A 17919-nucleotide genomic window follows, 5' to 3' on the forward strand; every position below is an offset into this window, starting at 1 on the left:
CGACAAAAGCCCTCCTTACTCAGGCTTCACTAAAAATAATGGTTGCCCGTATTCAACTAATTGACCATCTTTAACTAAAATTTCCACAATTTCTCCATCTACTTCTGCTTCGATTTCATTGAATAATTTCATTGCTTCAACAATACACAGAATAGAATCTTTGGTGATTTTAGAACCAACTTTTACATATGCATCTGCATCTGGTGAGGATGACTGATAAAAAGTTCCAACCATAGGAGAAACTACTTGATGCAGATTTGAAGTATCTTTATCTTCATTCTTTTCATTTACTTGTTCTACTTTTTGTACTTCCATTTGGACTGCTGCTGTTTTCTGAGGTTGTTCAGGAGGCGCTACTACAGCCTGTGCCTGTGGTTGAACAACTGGTACTGCTGCAGGTTGAATAGCAGTGACATTTTTCTTCATTTCTACTTTTGTACCTTCATGTTCATAAACAAATTCATCAATATTTGATTGATCAACTAATTTAATCAATTCACGAATTTCTTGGACTTTTAGCATTCTTACACCCCTGTTCTTCATTTACGCTTCAACTTTAATAGATGAAATACTAGTTATGTAAAATAATTATGACTAGCTACTATAATCATACGCTAAGACCTAATGAAAGTTCAACACTAACTTTAATAGTAAATATTATCCAAATAATAAATCTCCCTCTAAATACACCACTTATATCCCTTTCTTTCCTTCTGATTTATTAAGAGAACAAGTGAAAGTTGAAGTTCTTCATTTTTGCTAGGCTCGGATTATTTAACTATGTAAAATATTTCATCAGTCAAACACGTACAAAAATTATGCACTTATCAAAAACTATTATCTAACTATTGTAATTATTTTATCATTCCCCTATAAATAAATGCAAAAAACTGAGCGACTGTATTCATCGCTCAGTTTTCATACTACTTACTTACTTGAAATTCTACTGCTACCAAAGCTTGTGTGCCTAACTCATTCATTACTTCTCTAATAATCTTGTTTGCTTCAGCTTTTGATTGTTCTTCCGCCTTAACAACCACTTTTACATTGGCACCATCAGCTTTCACAAGAACATCTTCGTAGTTCATTGATTTTATCAAGTTCTCTAACATTTCTTCCTTAGCAGCTAACTCATTAAGTGAATCAAGTTGATCCTTCGCTTCACTTCTTTCCTCTGCAGGTAATTCTGTCGAAGCTGCGACTTCTGTTAATCTTTCTTTTTCCATACTTCTTTCGTTCATTTGATCAAGTCTCTCTTGGGCAAATTCTTCATCAGATGCTACATCTGAAATTACCGCACCACCGGTTTCTGCATTTTCATTTTCTTCTTGGTCATTTCCCGCAAGATTCATTTGTCCATCTGGAGAAGTTAAGTAATAAATTGACAGAACAACGACTAAACTCAACATAGTTAATAACCATACCGTTTGCTTTTTTAATAACATCATTAAATCCCCCTTAAACATTATTTTTTCTTAGGTAAAACAGAAACTTTATGTGCAGGTACATCTAGTACACGTGAGACAGCTTCCACAATCCATGTTTTCACTTGGATATTATCAGCACCTTTTGCTACTATGAGAACGCCTCTTATATTAGGCTTTTTTGTTTCTATTACAATTGGAACTTCTTTTTCTCCTTCACGGATGATGACAACCTGTTCTTCTTTCGATTGATCTTCCACCACCCTTTTGCCACCTTCTCTATCCGTCTCATCAGTAATTTGTCCTTGATTCGTTGTATTTTTTTCTAATACTTTTTTCTCTGTGGAATCAACATTTACAACAATAGAGACATCATCCACTCCAACTATTGTGTCAAGCGCTTCTTTAATCTGTGCTTCATATGCCTTTTCATAATCAGCAATTGAATTGGCTGATTGTGGTTTAGATTGTCCAAAGACTTCTTGCTCTTTCTCTGTTTGCTCACTCTCGGAGTTAAAGACAGAGACTTCATCAGACGTGTCATTATTAAAAAATATATTACTAATTAGCATAATAGCGGCACCAAATAAGAGAACGATCATCAAGTATTGAACTTTACCGGGTTTTTTTTCGCCATCTTTTTCTTTTGATAACCATTCTTTCAGTAATGTAATTGGTCCTTTTTTACCCATCGTTTTTCGCCATCCCCCCTTCTTCTAAAAATACTTCCATCACTTTTTCATCGATTTCCCAATTAGTAGACAGAAGAGAAGTAATATCACCTGGGACAGTAGTTGTTGCTTCTGATTCAATCGGCTTTCCTGTGTCTACTTCTACATTTTGGACAACTTCAACTGCTTCTTGTTCCCCTTCTTCTACTGGTTGTACTTGCACATAGACCTTTTGAAGGTTTTGAGGGAACTCAAGCTCGGACCTATCGTCTTCAATCATTTCTATCTTTGTAATTTCTAAACCGTACTTTTCTACCAACTCCTCATTCGCCGATGCTTTCATGGCTTTTTCTACGTTTTCTAAAGCATATGCACGAGAGGAGGCTTGTATTTCTTTTTTTTGCATTTCTATTGAATTTTCTATTTCTTCTTTTGAAGAAGTAGACTCAATTGATGGTAACGACATAATCGTTTGTTCGAAATCACTAGAAACAAATTTAAATATAGGAGTTAAAATAATCGCTATTAATAATAAGCCCGTAACCATTTTTGTGTATTTCTGTAGCTTTGAACTTGGAAGAATCATATCAATAACCGTTGCTAGCAAAATAAATATGATAATTGTTGTAATCCATTCTTTTAAAAATTCCATTAGCGACCCTCCCTATCTCACCATCATCGTGAGATTTCCAGCTACGATCACGACAGTAATACTAAGAAAAAACATAAGAGACACAATGGCTAATGCTGCAAATACATACATGACACTTTTACTGATAATATCTAAACATTTAATAATCGGCCCTCCGCCTAAAGGTTGAAGAACAGCTGCTGCAAATTTATATATAAACGCAATCATTAATATTTTGATTGCAGGAAAAGCTACTATAATCATCAAAATGGCGACACCAGCAATTCCGACAGTGTTTTTCAATAATACAGATGCTGTCACTACCGTATCCGTTGCGTCTGTGAACATTCGCCCGATTACAGGGATAAAATTACTTGTTACATACTTCGCTGTTTTTAGTGTGACACCATCTGTAATGGCTGTAGAAACTCCTTGGATTGATATCACAGCCAAAAACACAGTAAGGAAAATACCGAGTAAGCCCACACTCCAATTCCTCAAGAGGTTCCCCAATTGTGTAACCTTATATTGATCTGACAAAGTACTGACGATATGCAGTAGCGTGGATAAAAAAAGCAAAGGAAACACAACATATTGAATTAACACACCACTCGTATTCATTAAGAAGAGAATAACTGGATGAAAAAAGGCTGCTGAGATGAGTCCACCTGAGGAGGCAATTAATGCTAGCAGCAAAGGAATGAGCGCTAGAATGAATGAAGTCATCTTATGGACAGTATCACTTGCATACTCCATCGCGATATGGAAGCTATTCAATGCTAAAATAACCAATACCATCAAAACAATCGCATAAGCGACTTTACTTACTGTTCCGGATTCGAAAGCATTTTGCAATGATTGCAGAAACATGCTAAATACAGCTAGTAAGATTAAGGTTCCTAAAAGTTTTCCATTTACAACAAATTCATGAAAAACGAATTTAAGTATGCCTAATGCCCATTGATCAAACGAAAACTCTTTTTCACCTTTTATAAAATCGTAAATGCTGCCCTTTTGACTTTCCGGCAAAAAACCTCCATATTCATTGGTGATATCTTCCCAGAATCCCTTTAATTCATCCAAATGGAGTGTATCTATTTGTGACTCTACAATATCTTCCGGATTAAAAACTTCTTGAGCTTCTTCAGTTCGGTATTCATCTGGCTTATCTGCCTCTTCATCTGAGGCATGTACAATGTGGCTTGTCATGAAAATAAACAACATACTAAACAGCAATGTTTTCAATAAATAGTGCTTCATCTTTTACACCTCTTTATATAGGGAAGGTGCTACTCTCTTATGATGTTGTCATTTTCTATTCACACCGCATGGGTGGCTCCTTCTTTTTCTCTTTACACTGATTAACTTGGGATCATTTGAATAATTGTTTCAATCAAAACCGTTAATATCGGGATAGCCATTGCTAAGATAAAAATCTTCCCTGCCATCTCAATCTTTGCAGCAATTGCACCTTGACCAGCATCTTTCGTAATTTGCGAGGCAAATTCTGCAATATAGGCTATACCCACTATTTTCAGTATGGTCTCCAAATACACCATATTAATATTGGCATTAACAGCAATGCGCTCTATCATATGAATAATCATATATATCTGATCGACAAGATATAAAAAAATCGTACAACCAACAAAAACAACTAAAAGAAAAGCAAAGTTAGGTTTTTGTTCTTTAATAATTAGTGCCAAGAATGTAGCTATTAAAGCAATTCCTACTATTTTAAGAATATCAATGGCATACCTCTCCCTTCTTATTGAAATAAGAATACTGATTTGATTTTTTGAAAGAGGTTATCTACCACTGATGCAACCAGGAATAAAATATAGATAAATCCAAACAAAGTGACCCATTGGGCATATTCTTTCTTTCCCACTTGGTCAAGAATCGTGTGTAAAAAAGCGACGACTATCCCAACACCGGCAATTTTAAAAATAATCTCGACATCTAATCCCATTATTTTCTCCTCCTACACTCAAACATGAGAAATTTTCTCTACATTAATAAAATAATTAGCAGAAGTCCTGATAAAAACCCGAGGCTTTTCGCCATTCTTTCGTATTTTGCCTGTTTCTCATGCGCATCTACTTCTTCACGTTCAAGATGGGCTAATGTCAGCAAAATTTGCTTTTGTTGGGAGATGCGATCATGTCGCCCTAATGTCTCTCCGAATTGTTTCATGATTTCAAATTCACTGTTTTTCAGAGCCGTTTTCTTCCAAATGTGATTCAAGCTATTCTCCCAAGCCCTCATCACTGTCGTTTCAGTTTCTGTTAGCCGAGAAGCAAAATCAGCAAAGAATAACGAAACTGGGTGACTTAACTGAGAAGCGAGCCGTCGTGATGCCTCATGTAATGGAGTGTGGCCATACATGATTTCCGCTTCCAATGATTGCAAGGCACTCTTTAGCTGCCTTAGTTGACGCGGCCTTTCACTTAATCGTTTTGATATCTCAAATCCTACGAGAGTAGTAGCTACGATGATTAGTATTGCTCCCACTATTTTAATCATGGTCCTAATACCTCTTGCCTTCCATGTAACCGCATACCATTACCATCTTTGACAGCTTGTATATTCCCCGGTCCTGCACGCCTATTAAGTTCAACAAAACGTTCAAATATATCTAATTCAAGTAAAGGTGCCATTAACGGACGTTTTTTTATATCTTCATACGAGAAGCCGTGGGTAGTAGTAATTAACTTTATACCAGCATTAACTGCTTCTAATACGGCTTCTACATCTGCTTTGCTACCCAATTCATCGACCACAAGGACATCTGGGCTCATCGAGCGAATCATCATCATCATACCTTCAGCTTTTGGGCACGCATCTAACACATCAACACGCGGACCAAACCTCATTTGTGGTATACCATGAATACTTCCAGCTATTTCTGATCTTTCATCGACGATGCCTACTTTTTTAGCAGTTGTGTATTTATTTTCACTAGAGACCATTCTCGCTAAATCTCTAAGCAAAGTTGTCTTTCCAGTTTGTGGAGGGCCGATAATAACTGTATGCATCCAACCATTCTGATAAATATGGTGAGCAATAGTTTCGGCAATCCCGATTTTTTCTTTAGCAATACGAATGTTAAAAGAAGCGACATCTCTAATCACTTTTACTTGTCCGCCTTCTAAAATAACTTTACCTGCTAGTCCGACCCGGTGACCGCCCTCTATCGTGATATAACCTCTACGTAACTCTTCTTCCAAAGTATAAATAGAGAAGTGACTCATCTTATCTAATAAATGAATCGCATCCTCTTCCGTTGCTTGATAAGGTAACAAAACATAGTTACCATGTGTAACAACTTCAATCGGGCGATGAGTCCTAATCCTAATTTCCTCTATTTCTGCTAACTGACGAGTTGGTAATTGCCGTAACTGTTGTGAGATTGAACGTGGTAAAAATGCTAGAATTGTTTCCACCTCGAAAGTCCTCCCTTTCCTTTGTCTCCATAGGACTTGCTCTTTTCTACTCTCAATGTATGCAAGATGAATCTAACGTATGACCAGATAACAAATAATTATTATTAAAAGAGAGACAATAATTCACATGACAATCTATTAAAGAGGATGTGAAATGAGTGAGGAAATTAAAGTACTTATCTATGCTATGTTTTTCTTTATTACTACTAATAAATACTTCGTCTGTTACGGCAGAAGGAAACAAACCTACAAACATTATCTATATGATTGGAGATGGTATGGGGGTGGGCCAACTAGAGATAGCGCGCGAATTGGAAAGAGGTAAAGAGGGGCAATTGTTTCTGACTTCCCTCCCCTTTAGTGCCCTTGTTCAAACCTATTCTGCTAATCGAGTCGTAACTGATTCTGCTGCTGCCGGTACTGCCCTCGCAACAGGAAGCAAAACCAATAATGAAATGATCGGAGTCACGCCAGATGGCAAGGAGGTAAAAAGCATCCTCGATTTATTTAAAGAGCAAAAGAAAAAGACTGGTATCATCTCCACCAATGCCATCACGGATGCCACACCTGCCGCTTTCACAGCAAGCGTTCTTAATCGTTGGGCAGATCAGGCGGATATTGCGAAGCAACAACTCACACTCGCCCCTGATGTCATGTTAGGTGGGGGAGAAGTTTTTTATGGTCCTGCCCTGTTAGAAAAAGCAAAGAAGTTAGGTTATACCATTGTCAGAAATAGACATGATTTATTAAGCAATCAGACAGAGGGTAAACTGCTGGGCCTTTTTGCTCCGTATCATCTGTCATTTAAAATAGACCGCAAATATACAGATGGCACAGAACCCAGCTTAAGTGAAATGACAAAAACAGCACTACAAAAGCTTAATAATGGAAATGGTTTCTTTTTAATGGTGGAAGGGGCAAGAATTGACCATGCAGCCCATTCAGCAGATATAGCAAGTGTTTGGAGAGAAACAGTAGAATTTGATGAGGCTGTGAAAACGGCCGTCGAATGGGCTCATAACCGTTCAGATACTTTGATAGTTGTTGTTGCTGATCATGAAACAATGGGTATTTCTGCGACCGAACCACTAAAGCGAAAGATGATAAAAAAAATTCAAGCTTCACCAGAATATGTGCTTGCACAAACGAAAAAGGGAGAGGATGGTAAATTCATTACCTCTCACATAGTAGACAATTTAGTTAAATATACTGGGATTGTTTTAACTGAGGAAGAAGGTATACAGCTCAATGCAAGATTAATGAACGCTCGGGGAAAAGTATACAAAAAAAATAAAGCTGCATGGGAACTTGGTAGCTTTATCTCAGAAAGATATAATACTGGTATCGTTAATCACCAAATCCGTAGTATAAGCAGTGCGGGTGGCCATACAGCCAATCCAGTTCCGTTATTTGCATACGGTGCAGGTGCAGAACATTTCCATGGTATGTTGGATAATACGGATATTCCTAAAAAAATGGCGGAATTATTGGGTTATCAATGGGATTAATGATGGAAGTATAATAGGTGGGGGAATTCCCACCTTTATCTTTAAGATGGTTGTAAAAAATTTTACTCATGCTTTTATAAAGTAAACCAATCGGGTTTATAAGACTTACTTGTTATCTTCATTTTATTGTAAACTTCGACTTACTTTAACCTCTCTTTGGAAGTCATTCTAAAGGTTGAAACGTAAAAAAGACATCTGAGAACCATCTCAAATGTCTTCATTAGTAAATCAAGTAGCCGCTGTTGCCGCCGATTTATATGGAGTTTCATACCTGCTCCACCAGGTGGGTGCTTGCAATAATCTTCCTAACGTCCTAAACAATGTAGGCATGTTATTTCAATTATGATCTTAAGCTCCCTAAATTAACGTAAAGGTTGAAACTTCATATACAAACGAACAACGCAGCAAGTTGATTATTATATTACTATAAGATCACGAAAATAACAAGTCATCAAACGCAAAAATTAAGCACGAGATACGTAAGAAGCATCTGTTGTGTTAATAATAAGCTGATCGCCTTGGTTCACAAAGAAAGGTACTTGCACACTTAAGCCTGTTTCTAAAATGGCTGGTTTTGTACCACCAGAGGCCGTATCACCTTTGATGCCAGGTTCTGTTTCAGTTACTTCAAGTACTACCGTATTTGGCAATTCAACACCTAATGTTTCACTTTGATATAACATAATGGAAACTTCCATATTTTCTTTTAAGAACTTCAATTCATATTCAATTGCTGAAGCACTTAATTCAATTTGATCATAAGATTCTGTATCCATAAAGACGTGTTGATCACCATTAGCATATAAATATTGCATTTTACGATTATCAATTTGTGCTTTAGCTACTTTTTCACCCGCACGGAAAGTTTTTTCTTGAATAGCTCCTGTACGTAGATTACGTAATTTTGAACGAACAAACGCCGCACCTTTACCTGGTTTCACGTGTTGGAAATCCATTACACGCCAAATCCCATTATCTACTTCAATGGTTAAACCTGTTTTAAAATCATTTACTGAAATCATGCAAAAAGTTCCTCCTACTATTCACTCATTAAAGAATAACTAATTCTTTTGTTGATGTATTAAGGTTTTCGTTACCCTCTTTAGTTACAATCGTATCATCTTCAATTCTAACGCCACCGATGCCTGGTAAATATATACCCGGTTCACAAGTAACAACCATTCCTGGTTCTAATACGATGTCAGATTTAAAAGAGAGTCCTGGTCCTTCATGGACTTCTAAGCCAATACCGTGACCGGTAGAATGACCAAAATATTCACCATAGCCTTTTTCTGAAATATAGTCTCTCGTTAAAGCGTCAGCTTGCTTCCCAGTAATTCCAGCTTTAATCCCTTTCATACCGCGTAACTGTGCTTCTAAAACAATATCATATACTTCTTTCATCTTATCACTTGGTTGACCGATGGCAACGGTTCTTGTTATATCGGAAACGTATCCATTATATAACGCACCAAAGTCAATTGTAACAAGCTCACCTTTTTCGATGACTTTATCACTCGCTACACCGTGAGGTAATGCACCACGAACACCTGAAGCAACAATCATATCAAACGAAGATGAAGTTGCTCCTTCTTTTCTCATAAAAAATTCTAATTCATTTGCGACTTCTATTTCTGTTTTACCAGGTTGAATAAAGTTAAGAATATGAGAAAAAGCGCTATCCGCTATTTTCGCGGCTCCCTTTAATATCTTAATCTCTGATTCATCCTTTATCAAGCGTAACTTTTCAATTTCGCCTGATACAGGAATTAATTCAGCATCAATTGTTTCATTAAAAGTTTGGTAAGAAGCATATGTAACATAATCTTTTTCAAATCCCAATTTCTTAATACCTAATTGCTTTACGATTGATGCCACTTCTTCAGGTATAGTTCCTTTATGTTGCACAACCGTATATCCAGTACATTGCTTGCTAGCTTGCTCAGTATAACGAAAATCAGTAATGAACAATGCATCTTTTTTGCTAATTAAAACAGCACCGGCAGACCCTGTAAAATGAGAAACATAACGTCTGTTATAAGCACTCGTAATCAAAATAGCATCAATACCTACTCGATCAAAACTATTTCTTATTTTATCTATCTTTGTCATAACTTCTACTCTCCCTCTTATTCATCTGTTAATGCAAATAAAGCAAGCTCATAGCCTTTCATTCCTAAACCAACAATTTGCCCCTTTGTTACTGCTGCCATGACGGAATGATGTCTGAATGATTCTCTTTTATGCACATTGGAAATATGTACTTCAATAACAGGGACATCAATGGCTGCAATGGCATCACGAATAGCAATACTATAGTGAGTAAATGCTCCTGGATTAAATATAATACCTTCATATTTCCTATTCGCCAGATGGATTTGATCAATGATTACGCCTTCGTGATTAGATTGCATACAAGTAAGCGCAACATTTCTTTGTTCTGCTATTTGTTTTAAATTATGTTCAAGCGACTCTAATGTGTCCGAACCGTAAATCCCTGGTTCACGTTGGCCTAGAAGATTCAAATTCGGTCCATTGATGAGCAATATTTTTTTCATGGCGCCACTCCTACGAATACTGAAATATTCAATATGGCTATTTTATCACAAAATAGAGAACACTCACTATAATAAAGCAAATAAAAGCAATCAATCTTCTAACAATTTAAGCTTCTTCCGTTTCTTGTGCTTCTTTCATCTTTTGTTGTTCTTCATTTTCATATGAAATGGAATAACCAACAAATACACCATACAATAAATATAAGCAAACAGATGTTATAATTGTATTTATTTTCAAATCTCCTACAGGGGCAATATTAGGAAACATCGGATTTAGGACAAAAAAAACAAGGGCAAATAAAACAAGTCCATAAAGGGCACCAAACCACATTTTCTTGAACCTTCTCATTGTCCAATAATAAATATAAGCGGCTACAACTGAAACAGCTCCAATTAAAATAATCGAAATCACTGTTCCAAGCCAACCATCCTTCCAATCACCTATTGTCCATGGTTCTAAAATGACTCTTGGTCCTACTTCTGTTAAATTAAGGACATAAGCGATGTAACCAATCGTACTCCAAAAAACACCTCCGACAAATCCAGTGATAAAAGTTAAAGATGTCATTGATAATGGTTGTTCCCGTTCGTTTTGTTCTAATTCATGTTTATCACTCATATGATTCACCTCCGTGCTTATTATGTCCAAAGCAGGTAGAAACCATTGCATCTTTCATAAAATTGTTAAAATCCGTATTTTTTTCTTGTTTTTTATCTATTTGTAGAGGGTTTCACAGTGAAAATAGAGAAATTTATATATAAAATCTTATTGATTGTACAAGATAGTCTAAGATAATATTTTTCTTATATAAGTACTGCTTGAAATCTCAAATATTGGGTAAGATAACTTTAAAAGGGTACGATAAATTGGTTTTTTGCTCTTTCGAAGTTTAAAAGCTTACAAATATGCTCATCATGCTCATAGGGAGGTGGCTTTCTTGAAGAATCGGAAATCCTTATATATTTTTGGCGCACTTATTTTACTTGCAATGATTGGGCTTGGTTCTCAATTAATTAAAGACCCAGCCGGATTATTTCGAGGTATAGCCATTATGGCGCTTGTTGGGGTCGTCATCTATTTTGTCGTCCAGAAACTTAGCGGGTCATCAAGTCCCAATAAGAGTGAGCGAAAAGCATTTGCGCAAGCCGCTAAAAAGTCAAAAAAACGTTTTAAAAATAAAGAGAATCAAACTTCTTCAAACCGAAGAAGTAAGCCAGTCACTTTAACTTCTATAAAAAAATCAAAAAGAAATACCTCTGTACATCTAACAGTCATTGAAGGAAAAAAAGGCAAAAAGAAAAATCGGGCTTCTTTATAAGAGCTCCGATTTTTTTAATGTCAGATTGCGTTATTTGAGACATTTTAGGCTAATTTTCAATAAGTCCATGTGGCAAGAAATTCCTTCGCTCTTTCCCTCCCTAGTTTCAGTAAATCTCTCTTCCCTTCTTCAGTTAACTCAAACTCTGTTGCTAATACTCCTTCTGTAGGAACAAAAATAACATTCTGTTCATGACTTCTCGAAATATAACGGGAATCATGAGCATCCTTCATAGTTTCAAATAATGCTTCAAACATTTGAATTGCATTCTTGATTCTTCTTGGTGGTTGTTCATTATTATTAATACTCAATTTCACCCCGAGAACCGGTCTCGTTTTCTTTACATTATCTTTATCAAACAACCACATAGGGAAGTTACTTAAGACACCACCGTCCACCATTAAATTATTACGCTTGCCACGACCACCGATTTTCACAGGTTCAAAAAAATAAGGCATACTACAACTCATCCTCACTGCCTTGGCTACGGAAAAACGATTCGGGTCAATTTGGTATTTCGGTAAGTCATCTGGAAGCACGAGTAATCTCCCATTCGTTAAATCTGATGCAATAATGCGTAGAGAAAGCGGGGGAACGTCTGCAAATGTACGGATCCCCCTTGCTGCTAATCGAGCTTCTATCCACTTTTCTAATTCATTTCCCTTATATAATCCCAAACTCCAAAATAGAAATATCCATTTTGCTACAGCAATAGGAATAAGTGATTTTCTACTATCTAAAAACACTTTTAAATCCAAATCATCCATCATTCTTTCTATCTCATCACTTGAATAGCCTGCGATAATTAATGCAGATATAATTGACCCGGCACTCGTTCCAGCCACACGTTTGAATTGGAAACCTTGTTTTTCTATTTCCGCAAGAGCACCAATTAGAGCGAACCCTTTAATGCCCCCTCCTGAAAAAACACCATCGATTTCCATGTATACAATCACCCCATTCTAATTTGCATACACCCTTTTGCAAAAAGAAAAAGCATTATAATACATTTGTAATCACTTGAGCTTGGCAATAGTCCGATTTTTGCGAAAATCAAAAAACTGACAGTTGTTCATAAAAGAACTCGGTAAATCCCTTATTAAACGGACTACTCTTCCAGGACAATATGTTGAAGCTAATGATGATGACAGTGAAATTAATTGTTAAGTCCCTAGGAAGAAGAAGTGTTGAGGGGAGTTTTCATGTGGATGATTAGAATTTCTGGTGGTGCTGGCATTCTTTTTTATCCCACGTTTTATGATCAGCGTAGGCAGGAATTTTTATATTCATGAAGGCCGATGAAACTCTTTTGTTCTGCTATCTATGGCGATTACTCTTTTGATGTACGAGCCATTCTCTTTTGCTTCGTTATCTTTGACCTAGTTATACGCATATGTTCAAGCAAACGATCTTATGTCAATTGTACGTGAACTCCAACTAGAACCGTCTAGCGACCATTCCTGATTATACAGACAAAAAAAAAGCATGAACAAATTCGCTAGATAATTTGCTCATGCTTATATTTTTATTTAGTGAGCTCGGCTCGCTTTCCTTTCAGTCTTGCTACTTATAATCCACATTTTAATTGTGCATTACAATTGGTGCATGTATTACAGCCACCGATTTCTTCCACTTTCCCTTGACGGCAGACAGGGCAAGTGTTACCAACTTCAGATCCAATAGTGACATCAGTTGAACGTAAGTCATTGATGGTATCAACAAGGACAACATGCTGTTTAGTGGATGATTTCTTCTCTAAGGCTTCTTCTTCAAAAGAATTTTCTTCAGCTTTTAAAGTTAATACTTGAGAGTCTCTTGAGCCATCCACGTATACAGTGCCGCCTTTTGCTCCACCTTTGTATAAACGCTCATATACCTTTTGCACTTGTTCTACACTATAACCTTTAGGCGCATTTACTGTTTTACTTATGGAACTATCAATCCAACGTTGAATCACACATTGCACGTCAGCATGCGCTTCCGGAGCTAAATCCATTGCAGCAATAAACCAGTTTGGTAAATTTTCAGGATCCGCCTCTGGGTGACGATCTAAATATTCTTGAACAATGTCTGCTTTTACTTCAATGAATTTACCAAGGCGACCACTTCTAAAATAAGAGAATGAGAAATATGGTTCTAATCCAGTAGAAACACCAACCATTGTCCCTGTTGAACCTGTAGGAGCAACTGTTAATAAATGGGAATTACGAATCCCCGTTTCTAGAATTGCCTGTTTGATATCAGCCGGCATCTTTTCCATATAGCCTGTTTCGATAAAGGCTTTTCTTAAGCGGTTCGTTTCCTCCGTTGTTTCTCCGTTTAAGAATGGGAAGCTACCTTTTTCTTTAGCGATTTCTACTGACGCACGATAAGCCGTTGTAGCAATCGTTTCAAACACTTGGTCAATTAATACATTACCTTCTTCTGAGCCATACTCTGTTTCACAATAAATTAATAAATCATGCAGACCCATGACACCTAAGCCAACTCGACGTTCACCCAAAGCTTGTTTTTTATTGTCTTCAAGGAAATAAGGTGTAGCATCGATGACATTATCTTGCATACGTACGCCAATCTCAACAGTTCTTGCCAACTTTGCGAAATCAACTGTTTTATTTTCCTTGTCAGCCATTTCAGCTAAGTTCACTGCTGCTAGGTTACAAACACTGTAAGGAGCTAATGGCTGTTCGCCACAAGGGTTTGTTGCTACTACCTTTTGGCCATAGCTTTTCGCATTGGTCATATCATTGGCGTTATCAATGAAGAAGATACCTGGTTCAGCTGAATAAGTTGCGCAAATATTGATCAAGTTCCAAAGCTCTTTTGCTTTAATTTTACGATATACACGAACACCGTGACCTAACTTTTCCCATTCACGCACATCGCCAACTTCATGCCATTGCTTGTTGTAGTTGTCCATTTGCTCACGATCGTAACTCTCTACATCTGGGAAACGAAGTTCATATTCACCATCATTTTCAACTGCTTCCATAAACTCCTTCGTTAAACAAACTGAAATATTCGCCCCAGTAAGGAATTCAGAATTATGAACAGCATATGTTCCACCTATTAATAGTTTTTCTTCTGCATCTTTAATGATTTTCTCATTAAATCCACCTAAACCTGGAATGGTTTTATAATTAATTATTCCTTGATACATGGCAATCTCTTGCTCTGTAAATGGAGTGAATTTTAGTTTTTCCTTAGCGTAACGTTTAATTGTCTCATCTTCCGTATTTTCAAGTAAGAAACGAAGAATTCTTGGATTTTGCATTTTAGAAATAATAAATTCAATAATATCAGGATGCCACGTTAACTACCGTCCCTTTCAGGATATTTACACTGCTCTTAGCAGTCGGACTAGACTATATCATCACCCTTTATAGGGGCCGGGCGCTATTTGAGAGTTTATTGTTGGGGCTCACTCTCTAGTCGTTGAACCTTCACCACTACCTATGCCCAGTGGCGCTTGGCTGCGGATTGTCCCATGCAAAACATTTTTTATAGCGTTCACGCTCACCGTTGCCAGTCACGTTGTAGCAGTTTTGCCTTTAACAGGATATCCCCGCAATTCACCCGATTTTCTAGTCATTCATTGGTTTGAATGACGCGGACTACAGCATCAATTAATCCGCTAACATTATCATCTGCGCACCTCTTCTTGAACCACCTTGTTCAACGAGATGTGTTAACTTCGCAATATCATCTAACCAAGAAACAGAACCGGAAGATTTCCCATTCACTCCTTTCGCTAGTGTATTACGCGGTCTTAATGTCGAACCATTCGTTCCAACACCGCCACCTCTAGACATGATTTCCATGACTTGTTTACGATGCTCTGAGATACCTTCACGAGAATCTTGTACAAACGGCATTACATAGCAATTAAAGTATGTAACCTCAGTATCAGCACCGGCACCATACAAGACACGACCAGCTGGAATAAAGTTCAAATCAGCTAATTCCTGATAAAACTTCTCAAACCATTCATTCTGTTTTTCTTCAGTCTTCTCAACCGAAGCTAATCCTGTGGCATTGCGCTTAGCAATTTGCTCGTAAAACACTTCTAACGGCTTCTCTATAACGTCTAAAGAACGTACAATGATTCCCGTTTCTATCTCTTCTTGTGTATCGAGTACACCGCGATAATCTTGTTCAACTTGTACAACTGCTTTTTTATTTTCCCAATCAATCTCTACAATGTACCCTAAACCTCGCGCAGGAAACTTCGGATCCTCCTTAATCGTTAGAACAACAAAGTCACCTTCAGATAACGTTACTTTTTCTGTATCTTTAAATGTATATCTATCAAGCATAACTAGGCGGGAAACACCTTTATGGGTTAATTTCATCTCTGGAGTAATAGGATGCACTTGTGGAAATAAGCGGATGTCCTCATTTAACCTCTCAACATTTAACTTTAATTCTTGTCCTACAGCAACAGACATTACGACAACTCCTTCAATCATTAAAAATTTACTTCTCTTTATGTTTACATCGTATATGCTTTTATATTGTTTTTAGAGAATACCCTTACGTTATCATAAATAAACCTCGATAATCAATATATAGTACCTACTTTATAAAATATAACACTATATATTGTGTTATTTTTATTTTGTCAAATGCAAGAAAGAGGATAAACACTCGAAAACAAGAGCAATTATTTATTTAAGTTAATAAAATAAATGATTTTCACCAATTTTACGACTTGCACTTTAAATCGTTTCTCGCAAATCTAGTAGACAAAACAATTCGACTCTACTCTTTTAAAAATAAAAGAGCGAGTCGAAAAAAATTTATTATCGTTTAAATGTCCATTCATCATTTTCATATCTTTCTTTTGCCAGCTTTTCAACATAAGTTATTTCTTCTGCACTAAGTTCGTAAGGTTCTAGAATGATGTCAAGTCCTTCTTCAAACCCCTTTTTAAAAGCCACTACTGCTTCTTCATATGTAATTGTGCGATCCGTCAGTTCATTTATCGCTACCGCTTTACTACTAAATGCTCTTTGCATTCTTTCTTTCACGCGATCGTTTGAATATTTAAACAGACTAAATAATTTATCCTCATCTAAATCAAGTAGAATGGATCCATGTTGTAGAATCACACCTTTTTGCCGTGTTTGGGCGCTACCTGCTACTTTACGACCTTCTACAACTAATTCATACCAGCTTGGTGCATCAAAACAAACGGATGAACGAGGATTCTTTAGCATTTCTTTTTCTTCCTTTGAACGAGGTACAGCAAAGTATGCTTCTAAGCCTAGTTGTTGAAAACCTCGTAATACCCCTTCTGAAATCACACGATAAGCCTCAGTAACTGTTTTCGGCATTTGTGGATGTTCTTCAGGAACAATTACACTATAAGTCAGCTCATGTTCATGCAGAACCCCACGTCCACCTGTAGGCCTACGAACAAAACCTAATCCATTTTCCTTTACAGCTTCAAGCTTAATTTCCTTATCAACTTTTTGAAAATACCCGATAGATAGTGTGGCTGGGTTCCAACCATAGAAACGAATCACTGGTGGCATTTTCCCTTCGCTATTCCAATCTAATAAAGCTTCATCTAAAGCCATATTAAATGATGGAGAACCCATACCTGAATGGATAAATCGCCATACTTCCTTCCCCATAATAACCCTCTTTTACATCTATTTTTAGTAAACGTTTAAGCGTATTTTAGTCTATCAAAATTCGACCAGAAAAAAAAGCCATACATTCTTCTTTCCATCTAGTCTAGAAAAATGATTTGTCCTTACAACTGATGAAGCATTAAAAAGATGAGCGCTTAATGGAAAGATTTTTTACCTTTCTAAATGTGCAAAAAAAGCGGGCTTCATTAAGTTTTCATTACAATTTTCTCGTTCTTGTCCTTTACTAAACCTATGAAAAACTTATATAATATATCTTGGCGTAAGCAATGTTTGAAAGGAGCAAATATTAATTGTCTACTCTATATTTTTTATTAATTATAATCGGTGCTATTATTGTTTACACAGTAATCACAAGGTTGTATCAAAAGAGAATTGTAAAAACATTATCAGAACAAGAATTCAGAGAAGGATATCGTAAAGCGCAATTGATAGATGTCCGAGAACCAAATGAATATGAAGGTGGCCATATTTTAGGTGCCAGAAATATTCCCTTATCTCAGTTAAAAACAAGACTTGTTGAACTTCGTCAAGATAAGCCTGTTTATTTATACTGCCAGAGCGGAATGAGAAGCGGTAGAGCGGCTCAACTATTGTATCGGAAGGGATACAAAAATCTTTCTCATTTACAAGGCGGCTTCAAAAAATGGGGCGGAAAAATTAAATCTAAAAAATAAATCTCTCATACCACCCGACTTAAAACGG

The 17919-nt window shown here is 36.7% G+C and carries 18 protein-coding genes, 1 other RNA gene and 2 pseudogenes; 3 read left to right on the forward strand and 18 right to left on the reverse strand.

Going from position 1 to position 17919, the window contains the following annotated elements; all coding sequences use genetic code 11:
* Positions 1 to 15: 15 nt before the first annotated feature.
* The 9 genes from accB to spoIIIAA all read right to left on the reverse strand — a co-directional run bounded on the left by accB (position 16) and on the right by spoIIIAA (position 6172).
* Entirely contained in the window at positions 16 to 522 is a 507-nt protein-coding gene (accB, locus tag MHI57_RS06835; protein ID WP_095372610.1) for an acetyl-CoA carboxylase biotin carboxyl carrier protein, read from the reverse strand.
* 401 nt (positions 523 to 923) lie between these two features.
* The gene (locus tag MHI57_RS06840) at positions 924 to 1445 is read right to left on the reverse strand and encodes a SpoIIIAH-like family protein (RefSeq protein WP_095372609.1); all 522 of its coding nucleotides are present in this window, start codon (positions 1443 to 1445) and stop codon (positions 924 to 926) included.
* Between the two features lie 20 nt (positions 1446 to 1465).
* A complete protein-coding gene (gene spoIIIAG / locus MHI57_RS06845; protein ID WP_340975454.1) occupies positions 1466 to 2116 on the reverse strand; it encodes a stage III sporulation protein AG in 651 nt (216 codons plus the stop codon).
* Positions 2109 to 2747: a stage III sporulation protein AF gene (gene spoIIIAF / locus MHI57_RS06850; RefSeq protein ID WP_095372607.1), complete on the reverse strand. Its 639-nt coding sequence runs from the start codon at positions 2745 to 2747 to the stop codon at positions 2109 to 2111. The genes spoIIIAG and spoIIIAF overlap by 8 nt, the downstream gene beginning before the upstream one ends.
* Before the next feature lie 12 nt (positions 2748 to 2759).
* Positions 2760 to 3986 carry a stage III sporulation protein AE gene (gene spoIIIAE, locus MHI57_RS06855; RefSeq protein WP_095372606.1) on the reverse strand — a complete coding sequence of 409 codons (1227 nt, stop codon included), beginning with the start codon at positions 3984 to 3986 and terminating at the stop codon, positions 2760 to 2762.
* Between the two features lie 101 nt (positions 3987 to 4087).
* Positions 4088 to 4477 (reverse strand): stage III sporulation protein AD, encoded by a 390-nt coding sequence (spoIIIAD, locus tag MHI57_RS06860; RefSeq protein WP_095372605.1) that lies wholly within the window; start codon positions 4475 to 4477, stop codon positions 4088 to 4090.
* A gap of 17 nt (positions 4478 to 4494) precedes the next feature.
* Positions 4495 to 4698, reverse strand: a complete 204-nt coding sequence (gene spoIIIAC, locus MHI57_RS06865) for a stage III sporulation protein AC (RefSeq protein WP_095372604.1) — start codon at positions 4696 to 4698, stop codon at positions 4495 to 4497.
* Between the two features lie 38 nt (positions 4699 to 4736).
* Complete coding sequence (gene spoIIIAB / locus MHI57_RS06870; protein WP_224936007.1) at positions 4737 to 5252, reverse strand: stage III sporulation protein SpoIIIAB; 516 nt, start codon at positions 5250 to 5252, stop codon at positions 4737 to 4739.
* Positions 5249 to 6172: a stage III sporulation protein AA gene (gene spoIIIAA, locus MHI57_RS06875; RefSeq protein ID WP_340975458.1), complete on the reverse strand. Its 924-nt coding sequence runs from the start codon at positions 6170 to 6172 to the stop codon at positions 5249 to 5251. Before spoIIIAA ends, spoIIIAB begins: the two co-directional genes overlap by 4 nt.
* Before the next feature lie 158 nt (positions 6173 to 6330).
* Here spoIIIAA and MHI57_RS06880 point away from each other — a divergent pair, with 158 nt between their 5' ends.
* Positions 6331 to 7680 carry an alkaline phosphatase gene (locus MHI57_RS06880; RefSeq protein ID WP_340975460.1) on the forward strand — a complete coding sequence of 450 codons (1350 nt, stop codon included), beginning with the start codon at positions 6331 to 6333 and terminating at the stop codon, positions 7678 to 7680.
* A 229-nt stretch (positions 7681 to 7909) separates the two neighbouring features.
* Here the strand turns inward: MHI57_RS06880 and ssrS are convergent.
* The 5 genes from ssrS to MHI57_RS06905 form a co-directional block, all read right to left on the reverse strand.
* A non-coding RNA gene (ssrS, locus tag MHI57_RS06885) (6S RNA) lies at positions 7910 to 8091 on the reverse strand.
* 53 nt (positions 8092 to 8144) lie between these two features.
* On the reverse strand, positions 8145 to 8702 hold the full coding sequence (efp, locus tag MHI57_RS06890; RefSeq protein WP_095372602.1) for an elongation factor P: 558 nt from the start codon (positions 8700 to 8702) through the stop codon (positions 8145 to 8147).
* A 28-nt stretch (positions 8703 to 8730) separates the two neighbouring features.
* Positions 8731 to 9792 carry a M24 family metallopeptidase gene (locus tag MHI57_RS06895; RefSeq protein WP_095372601.1) on the reverse strand — a complete coding sequence of 354 codons (1062 nt, stop codon included), beginning with the start codon at positions 9790 to 9792 and terminating at the stop codon, positions 8731 to 8733.
* 17 nt (positions 9793 to 9809) lie between these two features.
* Positions 9810 to 10238, reverse strand: a complete 429-nt coding sequence (gene aroQ, locus MHI57_RS06900) for a type II 3-dehydroquinate dehydratase (protein WP_095372600.1) — start codon at positions 10236 to 10238, stop codon at positions 9810 to 9812.
* A gap of 106 nt (positions 10239 to 10344) precedes the next feature.
* The gene (locus tag MHI57_RS06905) at positions 10345 to 10857 is read right to left on the reverse strand and encodes a YqhR family membrane protein (RefSeq protein WP_224936001.1); all 513 of its coding nucleotides are present in this window, start codon (positions 10855 to 10857) and stop codon (positions 10345 to 10347) included.
* Between the two features lie 310 nt (positions 10858 to 11167).
* Between MHI57_RS06905 and MHI57_RS06910 the strand changes: the two genes are divergently transcribed.
* A complete protein-coding gene (locus MHI57_RS06910) occupies positions 11168 to 11557 on the forward strand; it encodes an SA1362 family protein (RefSeq protein ID WP_224936000.1) in 390 nt (129 codons plus the stop codon).
* A 56-nt stretch (positions 11558 to 11613) separates the two neighbouring features.
* Here the strand turns inward: MHI57_RS06910 and MHI57_RS06915 are convergent, their stop codons facing one another.
* From MHI57_RS06915 to MHI57_RS06930, 4 genes and pseudogenes are all read right to left on the reverse strand, one after another.
* Positions 11614 to 12501 (reverse strand): patatin-like phospholipase family protein, encoded by an 888-nt coding sequence (locus MHI57_RS06915; RefSeq protein ID WP_224935999.1) that lies wholly within the window; start codon positions 12499 to 12501, stop codon positions 11614 to 11616.
* 623 nt (positions 12502 to 13124) lie between these two features.
* A pseudogene (locus MHI57_RS06920) lies at positions 13125 to 14867 on the reverse strand (vitamin B12-dependent ribonucleotide reductase); the annotation flags it as partial.
* A gap of 319 nt (positions 14868 to 15186) precedes the next feature.
* Positions 15187 to 16005, reverse strand: a pseudogene (locus tag MHI57_RS06925) (ribonucleotide reductase N-terminal alpha domain-containing protein); the annotation flags it as partial.
* A gap of 354 nt (positions 16006 to 16359) precedes the next feature.
* Entirely contained in the window at positions 16360 to 17196 is an 837-nt protein-coding gene (locus MHI57_RS06930; protein WP_224935998.1) for a lipoate--protein ligase family protein, read from the reverse strand.
* A 311-nt stretch (positions 17197 to 17507) separates the two neighbouring features.
* Between MHI57_RS06930 and MHI57_RS06935 the strand changes: the two genes are divergently transcribed.
* Positions 17508 to 17891 carry a rhodanese-like domain-containing protein gene (locus tag MHI57_RS06935; protein ID WP_095372596.1) on the forward strand — a complete coding sequence of 128 codons (384 nt, stop codon included), beginning with the start codon at positions 17508 to 17510 and terminating at the stop codon, positions 17889 to 17891.
* The last annotated feature ends 28 nt before the right edge of the window (positions 17892 to 17919 follow it).

This window comes from Cytobacillus sp. FSL K6-0129 (assembly GCF_038007625.1).
Lineage (GTDB): Bacteria > Bacillota > Bacilli > Bacillales > Cytobacillaceae > Cytobacillus > Cytobacillus kochii.